Here is a 24891-nt window from a genome sequence, read left to right as displayed (position 1 = left end):
TTTAATGCTGGTTTGTTACTGAATACCGAACAGGTACGGTATCAGTACTCTCTCATATCCGGCGTATCCTGTTTTTCATCAGGAGTCTTCGGTGGGGCTTTCGAGGCTGCACAGTTCCAGTTAATCAATAGTGAATCACCATTAACCTGCTCCTTGCCCTGCAAATGAATTTTTGTGCCATTGAGAAAAATTTGGCCGTCCTTCGTCAGCACCAGCCTTGCCTTACCACAGCAGAGTTCCAGATGTTCACCGGCGGAGTAAATCGCGGTCTGCCCGGTATCATCCTTTTTCGTTTTACCAACGGTAAAGGTAACGTTATTTCCGACTTTGACGTCATAACCCAGCCCGACCATCAACGATTTATGCAAGCCAATCTGCGAGGTCTGCATCAGGGCCACCGAGGTGTTCATAATGCCACCTACCGTCGTCTGGTACGCCACGCCTACGGTCAGTGCACGAACAAGTCCAATCGTTTCCACCTGAACAGAACCCACTTTAATAATCTGGTTACTGCCTACCGTCTCTATCTGGTTAACGCCCACCGTCTGGATCTGGTTATTGGTAACGGTGATCGCCTGGTTGTTACCTATTTTTTCGGCATGGTTGTTTATCACATCGGTGGTGCGGTTATTCAGCACCTCCGTGTCCATGTTCTTCTGCGCATGGATGTAGAGCTGTTCTTTCCCTGTCGCATCGTCAAACTTCAGCTCGTTAAACCCGCTCCCCTTATACGTTTTGGAGCGGATCGTCATCTGCGTCTTCGTCCCCGGCAGGTTGCCCGGCGAGCGGTTATCTTCGTGGTAAGTGCGCCCCATAATGATCGGCTGATCCGGGTCGCCGTTGAGGAAGTCCACAATCACCTCCTGACCCACACGTGGTATCGCCAGGTTGCCGAACCCCGTTCCCGCCCACGCCTGTGCCACCCGTATCCAGCACGAGCTGTCCTGGTTTGACGGGTTATAGCGATCCCAGTTGAATTTCACCCGCACGCGACCATGTTCATCACAGAAGATTTCTTCCCCTGCTGGTCCCGTCACAACGGCGCTCTGCGGGCCATCCACCAGCGGTTTAAGCAGCGGCTGTGGTCGCCATGTTCTGTCTGCCGGTATTACTGCGAAATGGTTATCCAGCGTTGTGCCTGAACCACTCCGTCCTGGCACCGCCTGTGGCTGTTCACCGTGCAGTTCACTCGCCACCACCTGCCATTCCCGGTTCAGGTTCTCCTGCGGATGCCCCGTCAGCACAATTCGCCGTCCCGGCCATATCTCCGGCGAGCGGCTCATTCCCCGCGCGGTTTCTGCGTTGTTTCGCCAGCCGTCCATCTGCCAGCGGGCAAAGTTCTTGCCATGTGCATTTTTGAAACGCCCCGGCCAGTCATACACTTCATACTGTGTGCGCTGGTAATCCTGGTGCTGGCCTTCCTGGTCAAAACGCCCGGCCCAGCCGGGGCGTTTAAAGGTGTAGTCTTTGGTCACCACGGAAGAAGGTCGGATTTGTGCGCTGTAGCGGAACTGGCTGATGCAGAGGGTGCTCACCTCGGTACGGGTGTTCGGATTCCAGGGGATTTCAAAGGATTCCGGCAGATAGCGGACCGTGTCGCACAGAACCAGACTCTGGTCGGTACTTTTCTGCGCGTGCTCCTCATAAAAGAAGATGCCTTCCTCCGCCGCCATCCGGCACAGAAAGTCGTAATCAGTTTCACCGTACTGGACACAAAACTCACGGGAAGGATGCGACTCACTGAACAGCGGACTCCACTCCGTCACGTCGTTTTCCTGCAGTATGGTGCCGAGGATGCTTCTGATGTCCTCATTCTGGAAGATACGAAAGTTCTGCCGCAGTCCTGCCCGCCACAGGGGCGGGTGCACCTTCATGCTGTACAGCATCTGGTGTTTGTCGTTCTCCCCCAGTTCAAACCAGGTCACCACGCCTTTCACCCGGCGTTGTACGTCATCGCCCTGCCATATCGTCAGGTAGGCCATCTTGTCCAGCACCTGCTGAAATTCAAGGGAGAGAAACTGCTGACTGACCAGAGAGAGGTCGAGGGAAAAGAGCGAAGAGAGTGACTGGTTCAGGTGAAAGGAAACCACCGCAAAAGCGTCCGGTGGCAGGCCGTCCACTTCCAGTGTGAAACGTAATCCGGTTGACATAGCAACCTCCGGGGTTAAAGAAAAACAGACAGTTCGCTGTTAAAGCGGTTGTGGCAGTACAGTGTTACGCTTGCATTCAGGTACGCTACCGCCAAAGTTTCCGGCATCCGCCATCTCCCGTGGACGTAACCCCTTACTGACAACCTTTTTTACGGCGTAATACAAAAACAGCACCCGGCCTGCTGACCGGATGCTGTTGGCTTAACTTATGCTTCCAGTGGTGCGCGCCAGTCATCGGCACCGGAGGTGCCTGATTTGACGTGTTCCCATTCAATTTTGCGGTAGGCCAGTGAAACTTCGAGCAACTGGGTAAACTCGCGTTTCGCCGGATCCTGGCAATGCGGCATATGCAGTTTCATATCGACAATCGTCGAATCGGTCAGGCGGGTGGTGAAATAATGCTCCTGCTTGCCCTCTACAGATGTGCGCCACCAGTGAAGTTCAGTGGTCGGCAGCATTTCACCGGAAGCCAGAGCGTTGTACAGCAACGGAACAGCTTTGTTCAGCGCCACGGTAAAAATGAAAGGTTTGTGAGCACGCTGACCAGCAGGCTGGCCAGACTGAGGATCTGTCGGGACAGTAACGTTATGCAGAAACTCCTGCACCAACATTTCATCTTCGTGGCCTTGCACGTAGATATTGCCGACAGAATCAGCAGTAAAAGCACCAGCAGTGATGTTCCCCTGGGTCTGACCCGTGATCGAGATGTAACATGGGGTTGGCATTTGTAAACTCCTTGTAAACTTCGTTGATTAACACTTACAATAACCTGCCGTTAATCCACGACAGGCAGATGCAGATCACTCTGGAACTACATCATTTTTCTGTATTTTTTACATACAAACCGAATTTGAATTAACAGCTACTGTAAAAAATCTGTTTCAATCATTTAAGAGCTAAATTGGTAACACTGGTTATATAACTTAATAGCCATGCTCAAATGACCACGGCCTGTTATCTGCTCTATTAAAAGGCAAAGCTGCATCATGGATAAATATCCCCCACCCTTTTAGATATTATCATATTTATAATTTATGAGATATTCCTTAAAAAACACCCATTCTATTAATCACGAGATAAATATATAAACCAAAAAACATTAAAATTTCTTATGATTTAATTAAAAATACATTTAAATCATGATGTTACAGCAACAATAAATATTTTATCGAGTTCCAAGACATACCTGATATGAATTACACATGCTTATAGCACGTATTTATTTATTTCAGAATACCCTATATTTAAGAATGATAAAAAGTCCTTTTATTATTTATTTTTAAGCGTAGAATGCGCGGCAATGAAGGAGTACGACTTTATTTTAACCGCCATTAAAGCAGCATTACCGATATTTTTCGGTACAAATATGCCGTATTCATGGCCTGTACGAGATAACATGACGGATCACTTTTATGAGCAAAAAATTTGAAGGCAGCGTCGCGCCTCGCGAGCGCATAAATATATCGTATGTCCCAAAAACGGACGGTCAGACGGCTGAAGTAGAGCTTCCGCTCAACATGCTCATTGTCGGCGATACCGGAAATACACAGGAGACATCCTCTTTAGATGAACGTCAGGCTGTTTCCATTAACAAACACAATTTTGGTGCGGTGATGGCTGAAGCAAACATTGGCCTCAATTTCATTGTCCCCGCCACGCTTAAAGAAAGTAGAACTGGTGATGAACTGAATGTGGCGCTGAACATCAAGTCACTGGATGATTTTTCACCGGATAGCGTGGCTCGACAGGTTCCGGAAGTAAACAAATTGCTGGAACTGCGTGAAGCGCTTACTGCGCTGAAAGGGCCGATGGGTAACCTTCCTGCCTTCCGTACACAGCTCCAGGCATTGCTGGAAAATGAGGAGTCCCGCGAACAGTTACTAAAAGAAATCGGCCTGGTGAGCGGGAAATAACCCAAAAAAATTTCATAAAAACAGGGTTATCCAGACATGGCGGCACACAAAAATATCTGTGGGTCACTTCCCTGTCTAACGAAGAAATACGATATGCAATGTACCAGGTATGCTTTAGCCAGACAGGTGAATTAAACCGAGATAACGTGGATGCGCTGACTATAAAACTGGATCGCCGTATCAGTGACCTAATGGATGCGCTTATCTATCTTTGTGAACTTCAGCAGAGCGCACTGTATCGGCGGAGCGTACTTCACTGAAGGTTAGAACCCGGTTTCAGAAACACAGCAAAACAGAAGGATTTTCAGTATGTCTTTACAGGAAGAGGAATTTGTTTCCAGTCAGGCAGATCAGGCGCCGTCGCTGCTTGATCAAATCATGGCGCAGACCCGCATTCAGCCCGGCTCGGAAGGTTATGACGTTGCCCGCCAGGGCGTGACAGCCTTTATTAGCAGCATCCTGCAATCCACTACACCTGACGAACCAGTCAATAAACTGGTCGTGGACAGCATGATTGCAGATATTGATGAACGCATCAGCCGCCAGATGGATGCCATCATCCATGCGCCTGCATTTCAGCAAGTAGAGTCGTTCTGGCGCTCATTGAAAACCATGGTAGATCGCGTTGATTTCCGTGAAAACATCAAGGTCAACGTACTCCATGTCACTAAGCAGGAGCTTCTTGAAGACTTTGAGTTTGCACCAGAAATTATTCAGTCCGGATTTTATAAACATGTTTATTCGTCTGGATTCGGACAGTTTGGTGGTGAACCCATCGCTGCCGTGTTGGGTGCCTACGAGTTTAAAAATACCGCGCCTGACATGAAGCTGCTGCAATACGTCAGTGCCGTGGGCGCAATGGCGCACGCACCGTTCCTGTCATCCGTTTCCCCAGAGTTTATGGGGCTGAATTCCTGGACTGAACTGCCGAATATCAAGGATCTTTATGCCATCTTTGAAGGTCCGGCTTATACCAAATGGCGCGCCCTGCGTGACTCGGAAGATTCGCGCTACTTAGGACTTACTGCGCCACGCTTCCTGCTTCGCCAACCTTATTCACCAACAGATAATCCAGTTAAGAATTTTAACTACCACGAAGACGTTAGCCACAATCACGAAGATTATTTGTGGGGAAATACTGCCTGGATGCTGGCGTGCAATGTCGCTGACAGTTTTGCCAAATTCCGCTGGTGTCCAAATATCATCGGTCCACAAAGCGGCGGCGCAGTAAAAGATCTGCCGGTACATCTGTTCGAAACAATGGGTCATATTCAGGCCAAAATCCCAACCGAGGTGCTGGTCACCGATCGTCGCGAATTTGAACTGGCTGAAGAAGGGTTTATTACCCTGACCATGCGTAAAGACTCTGATAATGCAGCCTTTTTCTCAGCAAATTCGGTACAAAAACCGAAACACTTTCCGGGCAAAGACGCAGAAACCAACTATAAGCTGGGTACACAGCTTCCTTATCTCTTCATAATCAACAGATTAGCGCACTATATTAAAGTGTTGCAGCGTGAACAACTTGGGTCATGGAAAGAAAGGAGCGACTTAGAGAGGGAGCTTAATACCTGGATCCGTCAGTATGTTGCCGACCAGGAAAATCCACCATCGGACGTGCGCAGCCGTAAGCCTCTGCGCGCAGCCAAAGTTGAGGTTATGGATGTGGAAGGCGAACCCGGATGGTATCAGGTTGCACTGAGTGTGAGGCCGCATTTTAAATTTATGGGGGCAAACTTTGAACTTTCCCTGGTTGGCCGGTTAGACAGGGAGTAACGCGCCATGATACCGGATCGGGAAAGAAATAAAGGTTCTCTTTTTGAGCGTATGGAAGCCTACCCGGCCAGAAACCGACAGGGAGGCAGTATTCACACGCTCAGGCAGTCCATTTGCCAGAACCTGCGAAACATTCTTAATACCCGGTCCGGTAGTTGCCGGAGTGCGCCTGAACTGGGGATTGATGAACAGGAAGGGGCTAAAAACTTCCGCGAATCAATGAGTCGGGCTATAGCGCAATGTATAGAACGCTATGAACCCCGAATCTCACAAGCTGAAGTGCAGGCGGTGATTTCATCCACCTCCAGCCCGCTGGATATGACATTTCATATTACAGCCTGGGTGGCATTTAACGAAACTCATGAAGTGCTTGAATTTGATATGGCACCAAATGGCAGCCAGCATTATCGGGTGGACTAAAAGATGGAATTTGAAGAACGCTATTTCAGGGAAGAACTCGATTACCTGCGCCAGTTGAGCAAACTGCTGGCAACAGAAAAACCCCATCTTGCCCGCTTTCTGGCCGAAAAAGATGCGGATCCAGACATTGAACGCCTGCTGGAAGGCGTGGCTTTTCTTACTGGCAATCTCCGCCAGAAAATTGAGGATGAATTTCCAGAACTGACGCACGGGCTTATCAAGATGCTGTGGCCAAATTACCTGCGTCCGGTTCCGGCAATGACCCTTATTGAATATACGCCGGATATGGATAAATCTTCTGTTCCGGTATTAATCCCCCGCAATGAGCAGTTTATAACCAACGCAGGGGAAATCAGAGTCGATGAAGTTTTGCCTTCTGATGATAAACAGGAGGAGCCACCTGCCTGTATCTTCACCCTCTGCCGGGATATCTGGCTGATGCCAGTTCGCCTGGAGCAGATTGAAAACCGCAGTACGACCCGTAATGGTGTTGTCAACCTCACCTTTTCGGTCGCACCGGGAACAGACCTCCGCACGCTGGATATGAACAAACTTCGCTTCTGGCTCGGGAATGATGACAACTATACCCGTGACCAACTTTATTTATGGTTCTGTGAATACTTGCAGGGTGCTGACCTGACTGTGGGCGAACAGCATATTCGCCTGCCTGAGTTTATGCTGAAAGCTGTCGGTTTTGAGCCGCAGGATGCCATGCTTCCCTGGCCGAAAAACGTCCACAGCGGCTACCGGATCCTTCAGGAGTATTTCTGTTATCCGGATGCATTTCTCTTTTTTGATCTTTGTGGCTGTCCGGCGTTGCCTGACGGATTGCTGGCTGAATCCTTTACCCTGCAACTGCGTTTTTCGCGCCCTTTACCTGTGGACATCCGGTTGCGCAGCGATTCTCTGCGCCTGTATTGCGCACCTGCCATTAATTTATTTAACCACCATGCAGAAGCCATCACGCTGGACAACCGACGGGCAGACTATCCGCTGATTCCCAGTCGGCATTACCCGGAACACTACGATGTATTTTCCGTTAACAGTGTGGTGAGCCAGGTCCAGGATATGTTCAGGAAAAAAGATCTTGGGCGTCCTGTTTCGACGCAGGCCGCACGCCAATGGCCTGCCTTTGAAAGTTTCAGCCATCAGATCGAATACAGCCGGAAGCGGGAAGTGGTGTACTGGCATCATCGAACCAAAACGTCCCTGTTCCATCGCGGCTTTGATCATACCCTTGCTTTTATTCATGCCGATGGCAGTTATCCGTCAGACGAATCGCTGCTCAGTAATGAAGTGGTTTCGGTATCGCTGACCTGTACCAACCGGGAGCTTCCATCACAACTTCGTTCCGGCGATATCACCGGCACCACCGGTAAAAATGCGGCTGTCGCTTCATTTCGCAACATTACCCGCCCGACGCAACCACTCTGGCCGGTCATTGATGGCAGCCTGCACTGGTCCCTGCTCTCCGCCATGAACCTGAACTATCTGTCATTACTGGATACGGATGCGCTGAAGCAGGTCATCGCCAATTTTGACCGCCATGCAATTCATCACCCACAGACAGCGCGGTTGTCACAGCAAAAGCTGGATGCCATTGAACGTCTGGAGACCCGCCCCGTTGACCGTCTGTTTACGGGCATTCCCGTTCGGGGGCTGGCCTCAACGCTGTATTTGCATCCAGAGCCATTTGTCTGTGAAGGGGAAATGTATCTGCTCGGTACGGTGCTTTCGCACTTTCTGTCGCTGTACGCCAGCGTTAACTCATTCCACATGCTGACCGTTGTAAACATGGAAAGCCAGGAGACATGGAAATGGACGGAAAGAACCGGGCAGCATCCCCTCATCTAATGTTGGGAAATCCCCCGGCAGATGAAGAGCTGAATGATCAACTGGCGCAGGTTTTCCATAACGCCTGCTCTTACAATTTTTTTGCGATGGCGGAGTTGTTGCACCGCCTGGCACAGGGTGAAAAGGGGACGCCAGAATTATCTCTGCGCGATGATCCCGTTCAGGAAACCCTGCGCTTCAGCGCCGACGCCAGCCTTGCCTTCCCGTGTAGTGATATCAGTTCGCTGAAACGGGATACGTCAGGTGCATTCAGGATGACCACCACCTTTATGGGATTACAGGGGAGCCAGTCGCCTCTCCCCGGTTATTACCTCGATCACCTGGCCTGGAAAGCGGTACATGAACAAAGTCCGGTAGGCGATTTTCTGGATATGTTCAGCCACCGCCTGACCCAGTTTGTCTGGCATATCTGGCGCAAGTACCGCTATCACATCTGTTTTCGTAACGGCGGTGTGGATGCGTTCTCGCAGCGCATGTACTCCCTTGTCGGGCTGGGTAATCGACAGCTTCGCGATAAGCTGGCGATTAACCACAGCAAAATGCTGGCGTATTCCGGGATCCTGGCTAATCCGGGACGATCCCCGGAAATTATCTGCGGCCTGGTGTCCCACTGCTTTGATTTGTCAGAAGTGACACTGCAAAACTGGCAACGTCGCAAGGTGGATATTGAACCGGATCAGCAAAACAGCCTGGGGAGTTATTCACTTAAAAATGGCGAAAAACTGGCAGGAAGATCAGTACTGGGCAACTTTGTTCTGGGTACACGGGTGCCCGACCTCAGTGGAAAATTCCAGCTCAGTATTACCAGCCTGACCCGAAAGCAGTTCCTCTCTTTTCTGCCATCTGGCGAAAACTTCCTGCCGCTGACGATGTTTGTGTCCTTCATCCTGCGTGATCAGCTTGCCTGGGACTTACATCTGGGGCTGGCGCCGGAGCAGGTAGGCGCAATGCGTCTGGGCGATAACAAAAGTGCGTTGCTGGGCTGGACCAGCTTCCTCGGCACACCGGAAGAACGCCCCTCAGTCACCATCAGGGTACGGTCGTAAATTATGATAATCACGGAGCTGAATATGGCGGAAGAGAAACAACAGACGCTTTCATTGCAGGTCATTAACAGCAGTGAACTGGAAAGCGGGCGGGCGGCGCGCTGTCTGTTCACGCAGCAGGGAAATGTCGGCCATGGCAGCGAATGCCACTGGTCGGTACAGGATCGTCAGCAGAGCATTCCGGCCCAAGCTTTTACCGTTATCCTGCACGATGGCACATTTTGTCTGCGCCCGCAGACAGCACAACTGTGGCTGAACCAGGCAAAAGTCACAGCAACATCAGACCTGGTACAGCTGCGTCAGGGCGATGAGATCCAGGTAGGACGGCTGGTGGTGAGGGTTCATCTGAACCGGGGAGATACCCTCCATTACGATGAGGAAATGGCAACTCCCGAAACCATTGTCACCAATCGCGATATGCTCACGGATACCCTGCTGTCAACGGAGGGTACACCACACTATCCGGGAATGACTCACCGGCACCAGCTTGCAGACACCGTGGTAAACGGTTTTTCTACCGATCCACTCCAGGCACTTCAGTCCGAAAGTCTGATTACCACGAGCGATCCACTCTCTGGTATTGCGGCTGTTCGGCCCTCGACACCGCTGTCCGATCCAGCAACTAATGGCGGGATCAATACTCCGTTTATGGATCTGCCACCCATTTATGCCAGTCCCGGCGATCGTAATGATGACGTCTCTGCGGCAGAAATGGCGCAACGCCACCTTGCGGTCACCCCCTTACTGCGCGGTCTTGGCGGCTCGCTTACCGTGAGCAATTCCGACGATGCGGATGATTTTCTGGAGGAGGCCGGACGAACGTTACAGGCCGCAATAAAAGGTCTGCTCGATTTGCAGCAGCAGCGTAACAGCCTCTCAGACAAACATTTGCGCCCGCTGGAAGATAACCCGCTGCGCCTGAATATGGATTACGCCACCGCGCTCGACGTGATGTTTGCCGAAGGTAAAAGTCCGGTACATCTGGCGGCTCCCGCCGCCGTCAGTGAAAGCCTGCGCAATGTCCGCCACCATGAAGAGGCTAACCGGGCTGCGATTGTGGAGTCACTTCGTGTCCTGCTGGACGCCTTCTCACCACAAAATCTTATGCGTCGCTTTGTGCAGTACCGCCGCAGCCATGAACTGCGCCAGCCGCTGGATGATGCCGGAGCATGGCAAATGTACAGCCATTATTACGACGAACTGGCCTCCGATCGCCAGCAGGGGTTTGAGATGCTGTTTAACGAGGTCTACGCCCAAGTCTATGACCGGGTGCTTCGTGAAAAACAACGGGAGCCGGAAGCATGAACAGGAAGGCGCTTCTGGCCTGCGTGCTAATGTGCGCCATATTAACCGGCTGCGAAACGGCGAAAAAAATCAGTGAGGTGATCAAAAACCCGGATATCCAGGTCGGGAGCCTGAAGGAACAACCGTCGGAAATAACCATCACCCTGCTGACTGAACCGGACACCAATACCAATGCGGAGGGTGAATCAGCCGCCGTGGATGTACAGCTAGTGTACCTGACTGACGACTCAAAATTGCAGGCAGCCGACTATGACCAGATTGCCAGTACGCCGTTACCGGATGTGTTGGGTAAAAACTATATCGATCACCAGGATTTCAACCTGTTGCCGGACACCATAAAGACCCTGCCACCGGTAAAGCTGGATGAGAAAACGCAGTTTATTGGTGTCGTGGCCTATTTCTCCGATGACCAGGCCACCGAATGGAAACAAATCGAGACGGTGGAAGGAACCGGCCACCATTACCGCCTGCTGGTGCATGTACGTCAAAGCAGCATCGAAATGAAAAAAGAGGATGAATAATTATGGCAACCACCCGCAACAAGGTGATGTGGCAGGAAGGGATGCTGATGCGCCCACACCATTTCCAGCAACAGCAACGTTACAACGACTACCTGAATAACCAGCGTTTCCGGGCCATGAATGATTTATCCTGGGGATTTACCGAACTCACCCTCAACAATGAACTGCTGGCGCAGGGTAAGATCATGATTGACAGCGCGTCAGGCACACTGCCCGATGGCACCGTCTTTTCTATCCCCGACCAGGACGCACTGCCCGATCCGCTGCACCCGCAAAATTTTCCGGACGAAAGAAGCCGCAATATCTACCTCGCTCTGCCGGTCGCCAGTGATGTGAGAAATGAAATCAGCGACGGGCGGCAAATCGGGCGTTATCGGCTGAATTATGCCGATGTCCGGGATTTGCATTCAGAAGAAGGTGACGCGCGAACATTGACGCTGGGGCAACTGACGCCGCGCATTATGAGCGGAGCAGAAGATATGAGCGCCTATATCACGCTCCCGCTTTGCCGTATCAGCGATCGCCATGCCGACGGCTCCCTGACGCTGGATGACGATTTTATCCCCTCCTGCCAGAATATTCAGGTCAGTAAGAAACTGCGTGTTTATCTCAAAGAGGTACAGGGTGCCATTGGTGGACGGGCAAGCGATCTTGCAAACCGCATAGGCTCTCCGGCACAGAGCGGCATCGCAGATGTGGCGGAATTTATGATGTTGCAGTTGCTTAACCGTAACCAGACCCGGTTTACCCATCGTGCCCGCCGCTCCCAACTCCATCCGGAAAATTTCTACCTTGATCTTGCCGGGCTGCTGGGAGAACTAATGACCTTTACCGAGCCGTCCCGCCTGCCATGCCCGCTTGATGTGTATGATCATTATGACCTGACGAAATCATTTAAAACGCTGTTACCGGAAGTGAAGCGTGCGCTGCATACCGTGCTGTCACCCAGAGCCGTCAATCTGCCACTTCATCTGCGTGACGGCATCTGGCAGGCCGATGTTCATGACACGGAACTGCTACAGTCCGCTACCTTTGTGCTGGCAGTGGCTGCAAACATGCCCGTTGATCAGATCCAACGTCAGTTTATCCAGCAGTCGAAAATTTCCTCACCAGAAAAAATCCGCAATATGGTCAGTGTGCAGATCCCCGGTATTCCGCTGCGCGCACTGATGGTTGCCCCCCGCCAACTTCCCTACCATTCCGGGTTCAGCTATTTCGAACTCGACAAGAGCGGGCAGGCCTGGGCCGAAATGGCTGCCGCAGGTGCTGTTGCGCTGCATGTATCCGGCAGTTTCCCGGATCTGAATATGCAACTGTGGGCGATAAGAGGGTAAGGCGATGGATGAGGGGTCACTGTCTCTGCCACCATTTACCGGATACGAAGAAAAAGGTCTACGCGACTATCATCTCGCGCTTCGTGGTAACAGCCTGAATCCGATGATCGACGCGGCCACCCCGCTCCTCGGTATGGTGATGCGCCTTTCAACCATGAACAGCCAGACGATGCCGGAGCATCTTTTTGCTCAGGTAGTAACGGATGTGCAGGCCGTGGAGCAACTGCTTCAGGAGCAGGGCTACGAACCGGGTGTAATTATCTCGTTTCGCTATATTCTCTGCACTTTTATTGATGAAGCTGCGCTCGGTAACGGCTGGTCGAACAAGAACGAGTGGATCAAACAATCCCTACTGGTCCATTTCCACAACGAAGCCTGGGGTGGCGAGAAGATTTTCATCCTGCTGGAACGCCTGATCCGTGAACCCAAACGTTACCAGGATCTACTGGAATTTCTCTGGCTCTGTTTTTCTCTGGGATTTCGCGGGCGCTACAAAGTGGCAGCACAGGATCAGGGGGAATTTGAGCAGATCTACCGCCGCCTGTATTACGTCCTGCATAAACTGCGCGGCGATGCGCCTTTCCCGCTGTTACACCAGGACCAAAAAACCCAGGGCGGGCGTTATCAGTTAATCAGTCGCCTGACCATTAAACATATTTTTTTCGGTGGCGTCGTCGCGCTGGCTTTGTTTTACCTGTTCTATCTGTTGCGGCTGGACAGCCAGACGCAGGACATTCTGCACCAGCTAAACAAATTACTTCGATAAGGACGTTTATGATCCAGATTGATCTTCCCACGCTGGTAAAACGGCTTAACCTGTTCTCCCGCCAGGCGCTGGAGATGGCCGCCTCTGAGTGTATGAGTCAGCAGGCAGCGGAAATTACCGTCAGCCATGTACTTATTCAGATGCTCGCCATGCCGCGCAGTGACCTGCGGGTTATCACTCAACAGGGCGATATTGGCATGGAAGAACTGCGCCAGGCGCTGACTGTGGAGAACTACACAACCGCCCGTTCTGCGGACAGCTACCCTGCATTTTCTCCAATGCTGGTTGAGTGGCTGAAAGAGGGCTGGCTACTGGCCTCCGCAGAAATGCAGCACAGTGAACTGCGCGGTGGTGTGCTGTTGCTGACTTTGCTGCATTCACCGCTGCGTTATGTGCCGCCTGCCGCCGCCCGCCTGCTGACCGGCATTAACCGTGACCGTCTGCAACAGGACTTTGTGCAGTGGACTCGCGAGTCAGCAGAATCGGTTGTGCCGGATGCGGATGGAAAATCCGCCAGTACAGCAACAGACGCAGCCGACACGCTTCTGGCCCGCTACGCCAAAAACATGACCGCTGATGCCCGTAACGGCAGGCTTGACCCGGTACTGTGCCGCGACCACGAAATCGACCTGATGATCGACATTCTCTGCCGCCGCCGTAAAAATAACCCGGTGGTGGTGGGTGAAGCGGGCGTGGGCAAAAGCGCGCTGATTGAAGGGCTGGCGCTACGTATTGTGGCAGGCCAGGTGCCGGACAAGCTGAAAAGCACCGATATCATGACCCTTGACCTGGGCGCATTGCAGGCCGGGGCATCAGTGAAGGGCGAGTTTGAAAAACGCTTCAAGGGGCTGATGGCGGAGGTCATTTCCTCCCCGGTGCCGGTCATTCTGTTTATCGACGAAGCGCATACCCTGATTGGGGCGGGCAACCAGCAGGGCGGGCTGGATATCTCCAACCTGCTCAAACCGGCGCTGGCGCGTGGCGAACTGAAAACCATCGCCGCCACCACCTGGAGCGAGTACAAAAAATACTTCGAGAAAGACGCCGCCCTGTCGCGCCGCTTCCAGTTGGTGAAGGTCAGCGAACCCAGTGCCGCCGAAGCCACCATTATTCTGCGTGGTCTGTCGGCGGTCTATGAACAGTCTCACGGCGTCCTGATTGACGATGATGCCTTGCAGGCCGCAGCAACTCTGAGCGAGCGTTATCTCTCCGGGCGTCAATTGCCGGACAAAGCCATTGATGTGCTGGATACCGCCTGCGCCCGCGTGGCAATCAACCGTTCATCGCCACCGAAACAAATCTCGGCGCTGACCACCCAGAGCCACCAGCAGAAGGCGGAAATTTGCCAGCTTGAGCGCGAACTTCGCATCGGACTGCGTACCGGCACCGCCCGGATGACTGAGGTACTGGTGCAGTACGATGAAACGCTGACGGCGCTGGACGAACTGGAAGCCGCCTGGCATCAACAACAGGCATTGGTACAGGAGATTATCGCGCTGCGCCAGCAGTTACTGGGCGTGGCGAAAGACGACGCGGATGCCGTGGTGGATACGCCGCCAAAGTCAGAACAGGATAATACCGATACCGTACCGGTTGATGATGCTGGCAGCGCACAGCCGGAAGAGACCGCTGAAACAGTTTCCCCGGTACAGCGGCTGGCACAGCTCACTGCCGAACTGGACGCCCTGCATAACGACCGGTTGCTGGTCTCTCCGCACGTCGATAAAAAACAGATTGCGGCGGTGATTGCCGAATGGACCGGCGTACCGCTTAACCGCCTGTCGCAGAATGAAATGTCGGTCATCACCGACCTGCCGGTATGGCTCGGCGACACCATCAAAGGCCAGGATCTGGCGATTGCCAGCCTGCATAAACACCTGCTGACCGCGCGCGCTGACCTGCGCCGTCCGGGACGTCCGCTGGGCGCGTTCCTGCTCGCTGGCCCCAGCGGCGTAGGTAAAACCGAAACCGTCCTGCAACTGGCGGAATTACTCTACGGCGGTCGCCAGTACCTGACCACTATCAATATGTCTGAGTTTCAGGAGAAACACACCGTCTCGCGGCTGATTGGCTCCCCTCCAGGCTACGTCGGCTACGGTGAAGGCGGCGTGCTGACCGAAGCGATTCGCCAGAAACCCTACTCGGTGGTGCTGCTTGATGAAGTGGAAAAAGCGCATCCGGATGTGCTCAACCTGTTTTACCAGGCGTTTGACAAAGGCGAGATGGCAGACGGCGAAGGCCGCCTGATTGACTGTAAAAACATCGTTTTCTTCCTGACTTCCAACCTTGGCTACCAGGTGATTGTCGAACACGCCGATGACCCGGAGACCATGCAGGAAGTGCTGTATCCGGTGCTGTCGGACTTCTTCAAACCTGCCCTGCTGGCACGTATGGAAGTGGTGCCGTATCTGCCGCTGTCGAAAGAGACGCTTGCCACCATCATTGTCGGGAAACTGGCCCGTCTGGATAACGTGCTGCGTACCCGGTTTGGCGCGGAAGTCGTCATTGAACCGGAAGTGACGGACGAAATCATGAGCCGTGTCACCCGTGCGGAAAACGGCGCGAGGATGCTGGAATCGGTCATCGATGGCGACATGCTACCGCCGCTCTCGCTGCTGCTGTTGCAGAAAATGGCGGCCAACACGGCGATTGCCCGTATCCGACTGTCGGCGGCAGACGGTGCGTTCACGGCAGACCTGGAAGATGCCCTGCCCGATGATGCCGTCACACCGCAGATAGAGGATGAAACGGTTTTATGAGCAGGTTGCGCGGTTTGCAGCAGACAGGATTGTTTATCGCGGGCCTGATGGCGGGCTTACCCGCCAGTGCCGCGCCCGCAGAGTCATCGTCAGTAGCCGGTGTAGCGGTCGCCGTCGCCACAGCGACACCACCTGATGCGACAGTCACATTAGAGGCCATGCAGTCCTGTCGCCGCAAGTCAGCGGCGCTGGAGCGGCTTGATTGTTATGACCGCATCCTTTCGCCGGAACAGGCTGGCTTTGGTGGTGCCGCCCTGGTTAAAGCTCGTTACCAGGGCGAAGCCTGGACCCGCGCCACAGAGCAGGAAAAACACCGCCAGGGCAACACCACGGAGCTGTTAGTGACGCAGGTGCCGGGGGAACGCCCAACGGTGGTGATCACCACCCCGGCTATTGGTCATGTGCCGCCACGCCCGGTGCTGATGTTCAGCTGCGTGGACAATATCACCCGGATGCAGGTGGCGCTGATGCACCCTCTGGATGTCCACGATATCACCGTCACCCTGAATGCCGACAGCCGGGCATTGCGCAGCCACTGGTTTGTACGCGAGAACGGCACCCTGCTGGAGTCCAGCCGGGGGTTATCCGGCATTGATGAAATTAAGCAACTATTTGGCGCAAAAACGCTGACTGTGGACACAAGTGCAGACAACGCCGCCGGAAAACTGACCTTTAATATTGACGGGCTGGCAAAGATGATCACTCCCCTTCGCGACGCCTGCCACTGGGCAGGAGAATAAGAATATGGCAATGGATTTACGCAATCCCGGTGTCTGGATATCACATCTGCTGGAAAGCCTTCTGGAAGATAAACTGGCATCGGCGCTGAAAGATGACAACCCGGACTGGGAGTATATTGACGGCGAAATCGTCAAGCTAGGGTCTCTGGCGCACACTCAGCTTGATATTCCCGAACTACAACGCAGGGGGCTAAAACTTCTGGCCTCTGAAAGCAAAGACTTCCGGCTACTGGCACACCTGCTCAGAACCCTGCAACACGCCGGTGATCCTCATCTCGCATTACGCCTGCTGGCGCTGTATGTGGAGCATTACTGGGCGGTGGCCGCGCCACAGAATATGGCGCATAAAAAACGCTTTGCCCGTCAGGTCATTAAACGCTTTGAAACAGGTATTGAAGGCTTTTCACAGAACGCGCCTACAGCGCAGCGCGATGCGCTGCTGGGTGAACTGGCGAAACTGGCACAGTGCTGGCAGACACATAACGCCCCGGAACTGGCACAAGTTACCGATGATCTTTTTGCCCTGTACCAGCGAGCTTTTAATCGTTCGAAACCTGCTTCCTCCCCCACTCCTGCGGCCTCCGGTAGTACACCGCAGACCACCGTTACGCCTGAAAGCGGCACGACGCAAACCAGCAATCCGGTTCCACTGGTCACCATCGACAGCTACGACGATAAAGCCTGGCGTGACACGCTGTTAAAAGTGGCAGCCATTTTATGCGAACGCCAACCAGAATCGCCGCAGGGCTATCGCCTGCGCCGCCATGCCCTGTGGCAATCCATCACCAGTACGCCCCAGGCGGAAAGCGATGGACGCACTCCGCTGGCTGCGGTCTCCGCCGATATGGTTGCGGATTACCATGCTCAGCTCGGTAGCGCCGATATGGCGCTGTGGCAGCAGGTGGAAAAAAGTGTGCTTCTGGCCCCCTACTGGCTGGACGGTCACTACATTTCTGCACAAACGGCGCAACGTCTTGGCTATACCGCCGTGGCTGATGCTATCCGTGATGAAGTTGTCTGCTTTCTGGCGCGTTTGCCCGCACTTGCAGAGCTGCGGTTTAACGACTGCACACCATTTATTTCAGAAAAAACAAAACAGTGGCTTGCACCTGGCACCTCGGCAGTTCCGGTCATACAGGAGAGTAATGACGATATTCAGGCTGCGCGGGCGTGTTTTGATGAACATGGGCTAGAGGCCGCCTTAAGGTATCTAAACACTTTGCCCGCTGGTGATCCTCGAAAACAGTTTCATCGGCAGTATTTTGGTGCGCAGCTTATGGAAGAGGCTGGGCTGATACAGCTTGCACAACAGCAGTACCGAATACTGTTCAGGGTGGCTGAAAAAATGATGGTTACTGACTGGGAGCCGTCTTTACTTACGCAGCTCGAACAAAAATTCACGGCAGAATACTAAGCGATAACAGGAGTTTGTGTGTTCAAATTACCAACCCCGCGACTCTTCAGCGGACTCAAATCAGCCCTTCGACCGGCCATGCCCAGGTTTAAAGTCTCCGCTTTTTTGCTGCTGATGCTGGCGTGGGTTTTCTTGCTGGTGTGGATCTGGTGGAAAGGCCCGACCTGGACGCTGTATGAAGAACAGTGGCTCAAACCACTGGCTAACCGCTGGCTGGCAACGGCGGTGTGGGGGATTATTGCCCTGGTGTGGCTTACTGCCCGGGTGATGAGGCGTCTGCAACTGATTGAAAAACAGCAAAAACAGCAGCGCCAGGAAGCCGTTGATCCGCTCAGTGTGGAGCTGAACGCCCAGCAGCGTTACCTTGATCGCTGGCTACTGCGCCTGCAACGCCATCTCGACAACCGCCGTTTCCTGTGGCAGTTGCCGTGGTATATGGTCATCGGCCCTGCAGGAAGCGGTAAAACCACGTTACTGCGGGAAGGATTTCCGTCAGACATTATTTATGCCCCGGAGGGCGCACGCGGCGCAGAACAACGCCTGTACCTCACGCCCCATGTCGGTAAACAGGCGGTGATCTTTGATATCGACGGCACACTCTGCGCCCCCGCTGATGCGGATATCCTGCATCGCCGTCTGTGGGAACACGCCCTCGGCTGGCTGAAGGAAAAGCGCGCGCGCCAGCCGCTGAACGGGATTATTCTGACACTCGATTTACCCGATCTGCTGACCGCAGACAAACGCCGCCGCGAGCATCTGTTACAGACACTGCGCAGCCGTTTGCAGGATATTCGCCAGCATCTTCACTGCCAGTTACCGGTTTACGTGGTACTGACCCGGCTTGATTTATTGCAGGGTTTTGCCGCCCTGTTCCAGTCACTGAACAGGCAGGATCGTGATGCGATTCTGGGTGTCACGTTCACCCGCCGCGCCCATGAAAATGAGGACTGGCGAACAGAGTTGAATGCTTTCTGGCAGACCTGGGTGGAGCGAATGAATCTGGCGTTGCCGGATCTGATGGTCGCTCAGAATCATGCCCGCGCGTCTTTATTTAGTTTTTCTCGCCAGATGCAGGGAAGCCGTGAACCGCTGGTGTCAATACTTGAGGGTCTGCTTGACGGCGAAAATATGAACGTGATGCTGCGTGGTGTTTACCTCACTTCCTCGCTTCAGCGTGGACAGATGGATGATATTTTCACCCAGTCTGCCGCCCGCCAGTACCGGCTGGGCAATAACCCACTGGCGTCCTGGCCCCTGGTGGACACCGCGCCCTATTTCACCCGCAGCCTGTTCCCGCAGGCATTACTCGCAGAGCCTAATCTGGCAACGGAGAGCCGCACCTGGCTGATGCGTTCCCGTCGCCGCCTGACGATTTTCTCTGCCACAGGCGGCACGGCGGCACTGCTGCTCATCACCGGCTGGCATCACTATTACAACGGTAACTATCAGTCCGGTATCACCGTGCTTAAGCAGGCGAAAGCCTTTATGGATGTGCCGCCGCCACAAGGGGAAGATGACTATGGCAACCTGCAACTGCCGCTGCTGAACCCGGTACGCGATGCCACACTGGCCTATGGTGACTGGGGCGACCGCAGCCGTCTGGCCGATATGGGACTGTACCAGGGGCGACGTATCGGGCCTTATGTAGAACAGACCTATCTGCAACTTCTGGAGCAGCGTTACCTGCCCTCGCTGTTTAACGGGCTGGTCAAAGCGATGAACGCCGCGCCGCCTGAGAGTGAGGAAAAACTCGCCGTACTGCGCGTAATGCGAATGCTGGAGGACAAAAGCGGACGCAACAATGAGGTGGTGAAGCAGTATATGGCAAAACGCTGGAGCGAAAAGTTCCACGGTCAGCGCGATATCCAGGTACAACTGATGTCCCATCTTGATTACGCGCTGGCTCATACTGACTGGCACGCTGAGCGTCAGGCGGGCGACGGTGATGCCATAAGCCGCTGGACTCCGTATGACAAGCCCGTGGTGTCAGCACAGAAAGAACTGAGCAAACTACCCGTCTACCAACGGGTTTATCAGAGCCTGAAAACGCGGGCGCTGGGCGTTCTACCTGCTGACCTCAACCTACGTGACCAAGTGGGGCCAACATTTGACCTGGTCTTTACGTCAGCCGATGATAACAAACTGGTTGTTCCGCAGTTTCTCACCCGCTACGGCCTGCAAAGCTATTTTGTAAAACAGCGTGATGAACTGGTTGAACTGACAGCGATGGATTCCTGGGTACTGAACCTCACCCGTAGCGTGAAATACAGTGCTCCCGACCGCGCGGAAATCCAGCGCCAGATGACTGAGCAATATATCAGCGACTACACCGCCACCTGGCGGGCCGGGATGGACAATCTGAATATCCGCAATTTTGAGTCCATTGGGCAACTGACCGGGACTCTGGAGCGGGTTATCAGCGGCGACCAGCCTTTGCAGCGAGCACTGACCGCGTTGCGTGACAACACGCAGCCAGCCGTCTTTTCTGAAAAACTTTCTGACAAAGAACGGGAGTTAGCCCTCGCAGAGCCGGACTACCAATTGCTCACCCGCCTCGGACATGAATTCGCCACGGAAAACAGTATCCTGACAGTGCAGAAAGACAAAGAAAGTACGATGCAGGCCGTGTACCAGCAACTCACCGAATTACACCGCTACCTGCTGGCGATCCAGAATGCGCCTGTACCAGGGAAATCGGCGCTGAAAGCCGTGCAATTACGGCTTGATCAGAACAGCAGCGACCCGATATTCGCCACCCGCCAGATGGCAAAAACACTGCCTGCTCCGCTCAACCGCTGGGTGGGCAGGCTGGCTGACCAGGCCTGGCATGTGGTGATGGTGGAGGCCGTTCATTATATGGAAGTGGACTGGCGCGACAGTGTGGTGAAACCGTTTAACGAGCAACTGGCAAATAACTTTCCGTTTAATCCGCGTTCTGCACAGGATGCCTCACTGGATGCCTTCGAACGCTTCTTTAAACCGGATGGCATACTGGATACCTTCTACCAGCAGAACCTGAAGCTGTTTATCGACAATGACCTGAGCCTGGAGGATGGCGATAACAACGTCATTATTCGCGAAGATATTCGCGCGCAACTGGAAACCGCGCAGAAAATCCGTGACATCTTCTTCAGCAAACAGAACGGTCTGGGAACATCCTTTGCCGTGGAAACGGTATCGCTTTCTGGCAACAAACGCCGCAGCATCCTGAACCTTGACGGTCAGTTAGTCGATTACAGCCAGGGCCGTAACTATACCGCCCATCTGGTCTGGCCTAACAATATGCGCGAAGGCAACGAAAGCAAACTGACGCTCATCGGCACCAGAGGCAACGCGCCACGCAGTATCAGCTTCAGCGGGCCGTGGGCGCAGTTCCGTCTGTTCGGAGCTGGACAGTTAACCGGAATACAGGATGGCAATTTTACCGTGCGCTTTAGTGTGGATGGTGGCGCAATGACTTACCGCGTGCATACCGATACGGAAGATAACCCGTTCAGCGGTGGGTTGTTCAGCCAGTTTGGCCTGTCAGACACACTGTACTGAGGAGGCAGGGATGAATAGTAACGGACTGACACAAACTATCGTTACCGGCAGTGACCCACGCGGACTACCGGAGTTCAGCGCCATCCGCGAGGAAATTAACAAAGCAAGCCACCCGTCACAGCCGGAGCTGAACTGGAAACTGGTGGAGTCGCTGGCGCTGGCGATTTTTAAAGCCAACGGCGTGGATCTGCACACCGCCACCTACTACACGCTGGCCCGGACACGGACACAGGGGCTGGCGGGCTTTTGCGAAGGTGCGGAACTGCTGGCGGCAATGGTAAACCACGACTGGGATAAGTTCTGGCCGCAGGCCGGTTCGGCGCGTACTGAAATGCTGGACTGGTTTAACTCCCGGACCGGCAATATTCTGCGTCAGCAAATCTCCTTTGCGGAATCTGATCTGCCGCAGCTCTACCGCACAGAGCGGGCATTGCAGCTTATCTGCGACAAGCTCCAGCAGGTGGAGCTGAAGCGCGTTCCTCGCGTGGAGAATCTGCTCTATTTTATGCAGAACACACGTAAACGGCTTGAACCCCAGCCGAAAAGTAACGTTGAGAACGCCGCACAGACTACAGTCAGAACGCTGATTTATGCCCCGGAAACAACGGCATTCTCCACGCCAGAAGCGGTAGTTCCTCCCGTGCCCAACCTGTCTGAGATGAAGGTAGAAGTTCGCAGTCTGTCAGAGAGTACTCTACAAGAGAGTGTGGTGAAACAAGGCAACACAGTAAGAGGGTTTATCGCAGGGATCGTCTGTTCAGCGGTTGTCGCCTCAGCATTGTGGTGGTGGCTGGTATATCCAGTGCAGCAGCAGCTGTTACAGGTTACCGACACCGCTCAGGGCGCAGCAACGGTGTGGATGGCGGCACCTGAACTCGAAAACTATGAACGCAGGCTGCAACAACTTCTTGGCGTCTCCCCGGCACAGCCGCTGGAAACCGGGATGCAGATGATGCGTGTGGCCGACAGTCGCTGGCCGAAAAGTCTGCAACAGCAGCAGGCCTCGACACAATGGAATGAAGCACTCAAAACCCGCGCACAAAGTAGCCCGCAGTTACGTGGCTGGTTGCAGACCCGCCAGGACTTACACGCCTTTGCGGATCTCGTGATGCAGCGCGAGAAAGAGGGATTAACCCTTTCCTATATTAAAAATGTCATCTGGCAGGCGGAGCGGGGACTGGGACAGGAAACGCCGCTAGAATCCTTGCTGACACAGTACCAGGACGCCCGCGCGCAGAAGCAGAATACAGATGCGCTGGAAAAACAAATTAATGAGCGCCTGGATAGTGCCTTAAGTCGCTGGCTACTGCTAAAAAATAACGCGATACCAGAGGCGGCAACCGAACCCACATACGGAAAGTAATTAAAGGAGATTATCATGGCGAATATGAGTTATTTATCTTTGAGTGGGGAAACACAAGGGCTGATTTCAGCGGGTTGCTCAACGCTTGATTCTGTCGGAAACAAAGCGCAGCCAGAACATAAAGATCAGATCATGGTTTATGCGTTAATGCACTCCATGTCAAGAAGTCAAAATGTCAATCATCATGAATTGATTATCACCAAACCTGTTGATAAATCCTCACCATTGCTGGCAAAAGCACTTAGTGACAATGAAAAAATGGCAACATGTGAATTTATACTCTACCGAACCAGTAAAGCGGGTATTTACCAACCTTACTATAAAATAAATCTATCAAAAGCCAGAATATCAAGCATTGATTTTGTCACACCACATGCTGTCCTGGAAAAAGAACTGGAACCACAAGAGAGAATTGCTTTCATTTATGAATCAATTTCATGGGAGCATACTTTGGCCGGGACAAATGCAATGAGTAAATGGGAGGAACGAATACAATAAAATACTGTAATAATATAATAACTTACTTATGGAGAGATAAAATGGCTGGTTTAAGGAATAATAAAAACACACAGAATGCACAGTGGGCTGATTATGTAGGTGACATTCTTCGAGGGACTCAACCAATAAACCAGCTAGTACCACAGCATCCTTATCTTAACGACGTCCCACTTATTGATGAGTTAAGGCATCAGAACACTCATCATGTTATTCTCTTGACATTTGATGTTGCCCAAAGAGTACTCAACTCAATAACATCTTTTGACTACATTCATTTTATTACTACACATCCTTCAGGTATAAAAGATGTGCTCGCGTGGTTAACTAATGCGAGTAAATTAACGACCGAGCTTGATAAAAATGGGAAAATTATATTTAACTTTAATGCGTTAAAGCATACAAAAGCAAGTTATTTTGAAATACTTGGGGAGAAATATATAAAAGTCACAACATCCAGCCCTTGGCTTTTAGAAAAACTTGGTAAATATATTTTCTCTTCACGAGCACCTCAAGTGCTGGAACTCGCTGTTGGCTGGCGAGGATCTTTATCAGAATCAATAAAAGGAGTTAAGTTCTGTATATGGTTTTCAGTAGCCTGGAGAACCATAGAATTTATTATGAGTTCAGAGCGAGATCTGGTTAATTTTCTTGGCGATATTTCAATGGATGTGGTCAAAGCAGTGATAGCAGGCGGTGTTGCAACCGCTATTGGAAGCCTGGCTTCTTTTGCCTGTCTTAGTTTTGGCTTTCCAGTAATTCTTGTAGGAGGAGCAATTTTACTGACAGGGATAGTGTGTACAATTGTTTTAAATGACATCGATGCTCGATACCATTTATCAGACAAATTAAAAGATGCGATTAGAGATGGACTAAAACGGCAACAGGAAATTGAGAAATGGAAAAGGGAAAACATGACTCCATTTATGTATATTCTTAACACTCCCGTAATATGAGGATTAACTATGCGTTTACATGTTAAATTTAAAGACTTTCTTTCGATGCTTTTTATGGCTATATTATTTTTCCCTGCATTCAATGCATCTTTGTTTTTTACCGGCATTAAACCTCTATATTCAATAATAAAAGGCTGCACGGAAATATTTTACGACTGGAAAATGTTAATTCTATGCTTTGGTTTCATATCGTTTTCCTTTCTGAATATTAATATAATTTTAATTACGATAATAAAATCATTCTTAATCAAGAAAACGAAGGTTATCAATTTCGCCACAGAAATAACAATGCAATTAACTCTTATTTTTTTATTAATAGCTATCGCAATAGCACCTTTAATGGCCCCCTTTGTCACAGGATATGTCAATACTCATTATCACCCCTGCAGTAATAACAAAGGAATTTTCTCAGGTGCAATCTATATTAAAAATGGCATGAAATGTAATAATGAATATATTTCTCACAGAGGTGATTAAGAACTTAAAATAGTTAACCATCTTAAAATAAATAGTTTTGAACTCAGGGTTATATATCC

At 52.1% G+C, this 24891-nt stretch carries 18 protein-coding genes and 1 pseudogene; 17 read left to right on the top strand and 2 right to left on the bottom strand.

The window, feature by feature from the left end; all coding sequences use genetic code 11:
- Positions 1–41 precede the first annotated feature (41 nt).
- Both WES_RS16665 and WES_RS16670 read right to left on the bottom strand, forming a co-directional pair.
- Positions 42–2150, bottom strand: a complete 2109-nt coding sequence (locus tag WES_RS16665) for a type VI secretion system Vgr family protein (RefSeq protein ID WP_016159309.1) — start codon at positions 2148–2150, stop codon at positions 42–44.
- Between the two features lie 206 nt (positions 2151–2356).
- Positions 2357–2875, bottom strand: coding sequence for an Hcp family type VI secretion system effector (locus WES_RS16670; protein ID WP_016159310.1), 519 nt, complete (start codon positions 2873–2875; stop codon positions 2357–2359).
- 687 nt (positions 2876–3562) lie between these two features.
- Here WES_RS16670 and tssB point away from each other — a divergent pair.
- The 17 genes and pseudogenes from tssB (at position 3563) to ykfM (ending at position 24832) form a co-directional block, all read left to right on the top strand.
- Positions 3563–4063 carry a type VI secretion system contractile sheath small subunit gene (gene tssB, locus WES_RS16675; RefSeq protein WP_016159311.1) on the top strand — a complete coding sequence of 167 codons (501 nt, stop codon included), beginning with the start codon at positions 3563–3565 and terminating at the stop codon, positions 4061–4063.
- A 309-nt stretch (positions 4064–4372) separates the two neighbouring features.
- On the top strand, positions 4373–5839 hold the full coding sequence (tssC, locus tag WES_RS16680; RefSeq protein ID WP_016159312.1) for a type VI secretion system contractile sheath large subunit: 1467 nt from the start codon (positions 4373–4375) through the stop codon (positions 5837–5839).
- Between the two features lie 6 nt (positions 5840–5845).
- The gene (gene tssE, locus WES_RS16685) at positions 5846–6259 is read left to right on the top strand and encodes a type VI secretion system baseplate subunit TssE (RefSeq protein WP_016159313.1); all 414 of its coding nucleotides are present in this window, start codon (positions 5846–5848) and stop codon (positions 6257–6259) included.
- Between the two features lie 3 nt (positions 6260–6262).
- Positions 6263–8113, top strand: coding sequence for a type VI secretion system baseplate subunit TssF (gene tssF / locus WES_RS16690; RefSeq protein WP_016159314.1), 1851 nt, complete (start codon positions 6263–6265; stop codon positions 8111–8113).
- Complete coding sequence (gene tssG / locus WES_RS16695; RefSeq protein ID WP_016159315.1) at positions 8077–9159, top strand: type VI secretion system baseplate subunit TssG; 1083 nt, start codon at positions 8077–8079, stop codon at positions 9157–9159. Before tssF ends, tssG begins: the two co-directional genes overlap by 37 nt.
- A 24-nt stretch (positions 9160–9183) precedes the next feature.
- Positions 9184–10464, top strand: a complete 1281-nt coding sequence (gene tagH, locus WES_RS16700) for a type VI secretion system-associated FHA domain protein TagH (protein ID WP_016159316.1) — start codon at positions 9184–9186, stop codon at positions 10462–10464.
- A complete protein-coding gene (tssJ, locus tag WES_RS16705; RefSeq protein ID WP_016159317.1) occupies positions 10461–10985 on the top strand; it encodes a type VI secretion system lipoprotein TssJ in 525 nt (174 codons plus the stop codon). The genes tagH and tssJ overlap by 4 nt, the downstream gene beginning before the upstream one ends.
- Before the next feature lie 2 nt (positions 10986–10987).
- Entirely contained in the window at positions 10988–12319 is a 1332-nt protein-coding gene (tssK, locus tag WES_RS16710) for a type VI secretion system baseplate subunit TssK (RefSeq protein WP_016159318.1), read from the top strand.
- A 4-nt stretch (positions 12320–12323) separates the two neighbouring features.
- Positions 12324–13085, top strand: coding sequence for a type IVB secretion system protein IcmH/DotU (gene icmH / locus WES_RS16715; RefSeq protein WP_016159319.1), 762 nt, complete (start codon positions 12324–12326; stop codon positions 13083–13085).
- Between the two features lie 8 nt (positions 13086–13093).
- Entirely contained in the window at positions 13094–15844 is a 2751-nt protein-coding gene (tssH, locus tag WES_RS16720) for a type VI secretion system ATPase TssH (protein WP_016235152.1), read from the top strand.
- Entirely contained in the window at positions 15841–16584 is a 744-nt protein-coding gene (vasI, locus tag WES_RS16725) for a type VI secretion system-associated protein VasI (RefSeq protein ID WP_016235151.1), read from the top strand. Before tssH ends, vasI begins: the two co-directional genes overlap by 4 nt.
- A 4-nt stretch (positions 16585–16588) precedes the next feature.
- Positions 16589–17998 carry a type VI secretion system protein TssA gene (gene tssA / locus WES_RS16730; protein WP_016159323.1) on the top strand — a complete coding sequence of 470 codons (1410 nt, stop codon included), beginning with the start codon at positions 16589–16591 and terminating at the stop codon, positions 17996–17998.
- 108 nt (positions 17999–18106) lie between these two features.
- Entirely contained in the window at positions 18107–21541 is a 3435-nt protein-coding gene (gene tssM / locus WES_RS16735) for a type VI secretion system membrane subunit TssM (RefSeq protein WP_147598568.1), read from the top strand.
- Between the two features lie 10 nt (positions 21542–21551).
- Positions 21552–22993, top strand: a pseudogene (locus WES_RS16740) (VasL domain-containing protein).
- Positions 22920–23402 carry an Hcp family type VI secretion system effector gene (locus WES_RS16745; protein WP_016159326.1) on the top strand — a complete coding sequence of 161 codons (483 nt, stop codon included), beginning with the start codon at positions 22920–22922 and terminating at the stop codon, positions 23400–23402. The pseudogene WES_RS16740 and the gene WES_RS16745 overlap by 74 nt, the downstream one beginning before the upstream one ends.
- A gap of 41 nt (positions 23403–23443) precedes the next feature.
- Positions 23444–24355, top strand: coding sequence for a hypothetical protein (locus WES_RS16750; RefSeq protein WP_016159327.1), 912 nt, complete (start codon positions 23444–23446; stop codon positions 24353–24355).
- A 9-nt stretch (positions 24356–24364) separates the two neighbouring features.
- Positions 24365–24832, top strand: a complete 468-nt coding sequence (ykfM, locus tag WES_RS16755; RefSeq protein WP_016159328.1) for a protein YkfM — start codon at positions 24365–24367, stop codon at positions 24830–24832.
- The last annotated feature ends 59 nt before the right edge of the window (positions 24833–24891 follow it).

It is taken from the genome of Escherichia sp. KTE31 (assembly GCF_000407925.1).
Lineage (GTDB): Bacteria > Pseudomonadota > Gammaproteobacteria > Enterobacterales > Enterobacteriaceae > Escherichia > Escherichia ruysiae.
This window is presented reverse-complemented; position numbering and strand designations above follow the sequence as displayed.

What these genes read in the sequence shown, in the direction of transcription:
- WES_RS16665 (WP_016159309.1), bottom strand. Translation starts at nt 2,150, where the DNA reads ATGTCAACCGGATTACGTTTCACACTGGAAGTGGACGGCCTGCCACCG.
- tagH (WP_016159316.1), top strand. Translation starts at nt 9,184, where the DNA reads ATGGCGGAAGAGAAACAACAGACGCTTTCATTGCAGGTCATTAACAGC.
- WES_RS16745 (WP_016159326.1), top strand. Translation starts at nt 22,920, where the DNA reads ATGGCGAATATGAGTTATTTATCTTTGAGTGGGGAAACACAAGGGCTG.
- tssG (WP_016159315.1), top strand. Translation starts at nt 8,077, where the DNA reads ATGGACGGAAAGAACCGGGCAGCATCCCCTCATCTAATGTTGGGAAAT.
- vasI (WP_016235151.1), top strand. Translation starts at nt 15,841, where the DNA reads ATGAGCAGGTTGCGCGGTTTGCAGCAGACAGGATTGTTTATCGCGGGC.
- tssH (WP_016235152.1), top strand. Translation starts at nt 13,094, where the DNA reads ATGATCCAGATTGATCTTCCCACGCTGGTAAAACGGCTTAACCTGTTC.
- tssB (WP_016159311.1), top strand. Translation starts at nt 3,563, where the DNA reads ATGAGCAAAAAATTTGAAGGCAGCGTCGCGCCTCGCGAGCGCATAAAT.
- ykfM (WP_016159328.1), top strand. Translation starts at nt 24,365, where the DNA reads ATGCGTTTACATGTTAAATTTAAAGACTTTCTTTCGATGCTTTTTATG.
- tssF (WP_016159314.1), top strand. Translation starts at nt 6,263, where the DNA reads ATGGAATTTGAAGAACGCTATTTCAGGGAAGAACTCGATTACCTGCGC.
- tssC (WP_016159312.1), top strand. Translation starts at nt 4,373, where the DNA reads ATGTCTTTACAGGAAGAGGAATTTGTTTCCAGTCAGGCAGATCAGGCG.
- icmH (WP_016159319.1), top strand. Translation starts at nt 12,324, where the DNA reads ATGGATGAGGGGTCACTGTCTCTGCCACCATTTACCGGATACGAAGAA.
- tssA (WP_016159323.1), top strand. Translation starts at nt 16,589, where the DNA reads ATGGCAATGGATTTACGCAATCCCGGTGTCTGGATATCACATCTGCTG.
- tssK (WP_016159318.1), top strand. Translation starts at nt 10,988, where the DNA reads ATGGCAACCACCCGCAACAAGGTGATGTGGCAGGAAGGGATGCTGATG.
- WES_RS16670 (WP_016159310.1), bottom strand. Translation starts at nt 2,875, where the DNA reads ATGCCAACCCCATGTTACATCTCGATCACGGGTCAGACCCAGGGGAAC.
- WES_RS16750 (WP_016159327.1), top strand. Translation starts at nt 23,444, where the DNA reads ATGGCTGGTTTAAGGAATAATAAAAACACACAGAATGCACAGTGGGCT.
- tssE (WP_016159313.1), top strand. Translation starts at nt 5,846, where the DNA reads ATGATACCGGATCGGGAAAGAAATAAAGGTTCTCTTTTTGAGCGTATG.
- tssJ (WP_016159317.1), top strand. Translation starts at nt 10,461, where the DNA reads ATGAACAGGAAGGCGCTTCTGGCCTGCGTGCTAATGTGCGCCATATTA.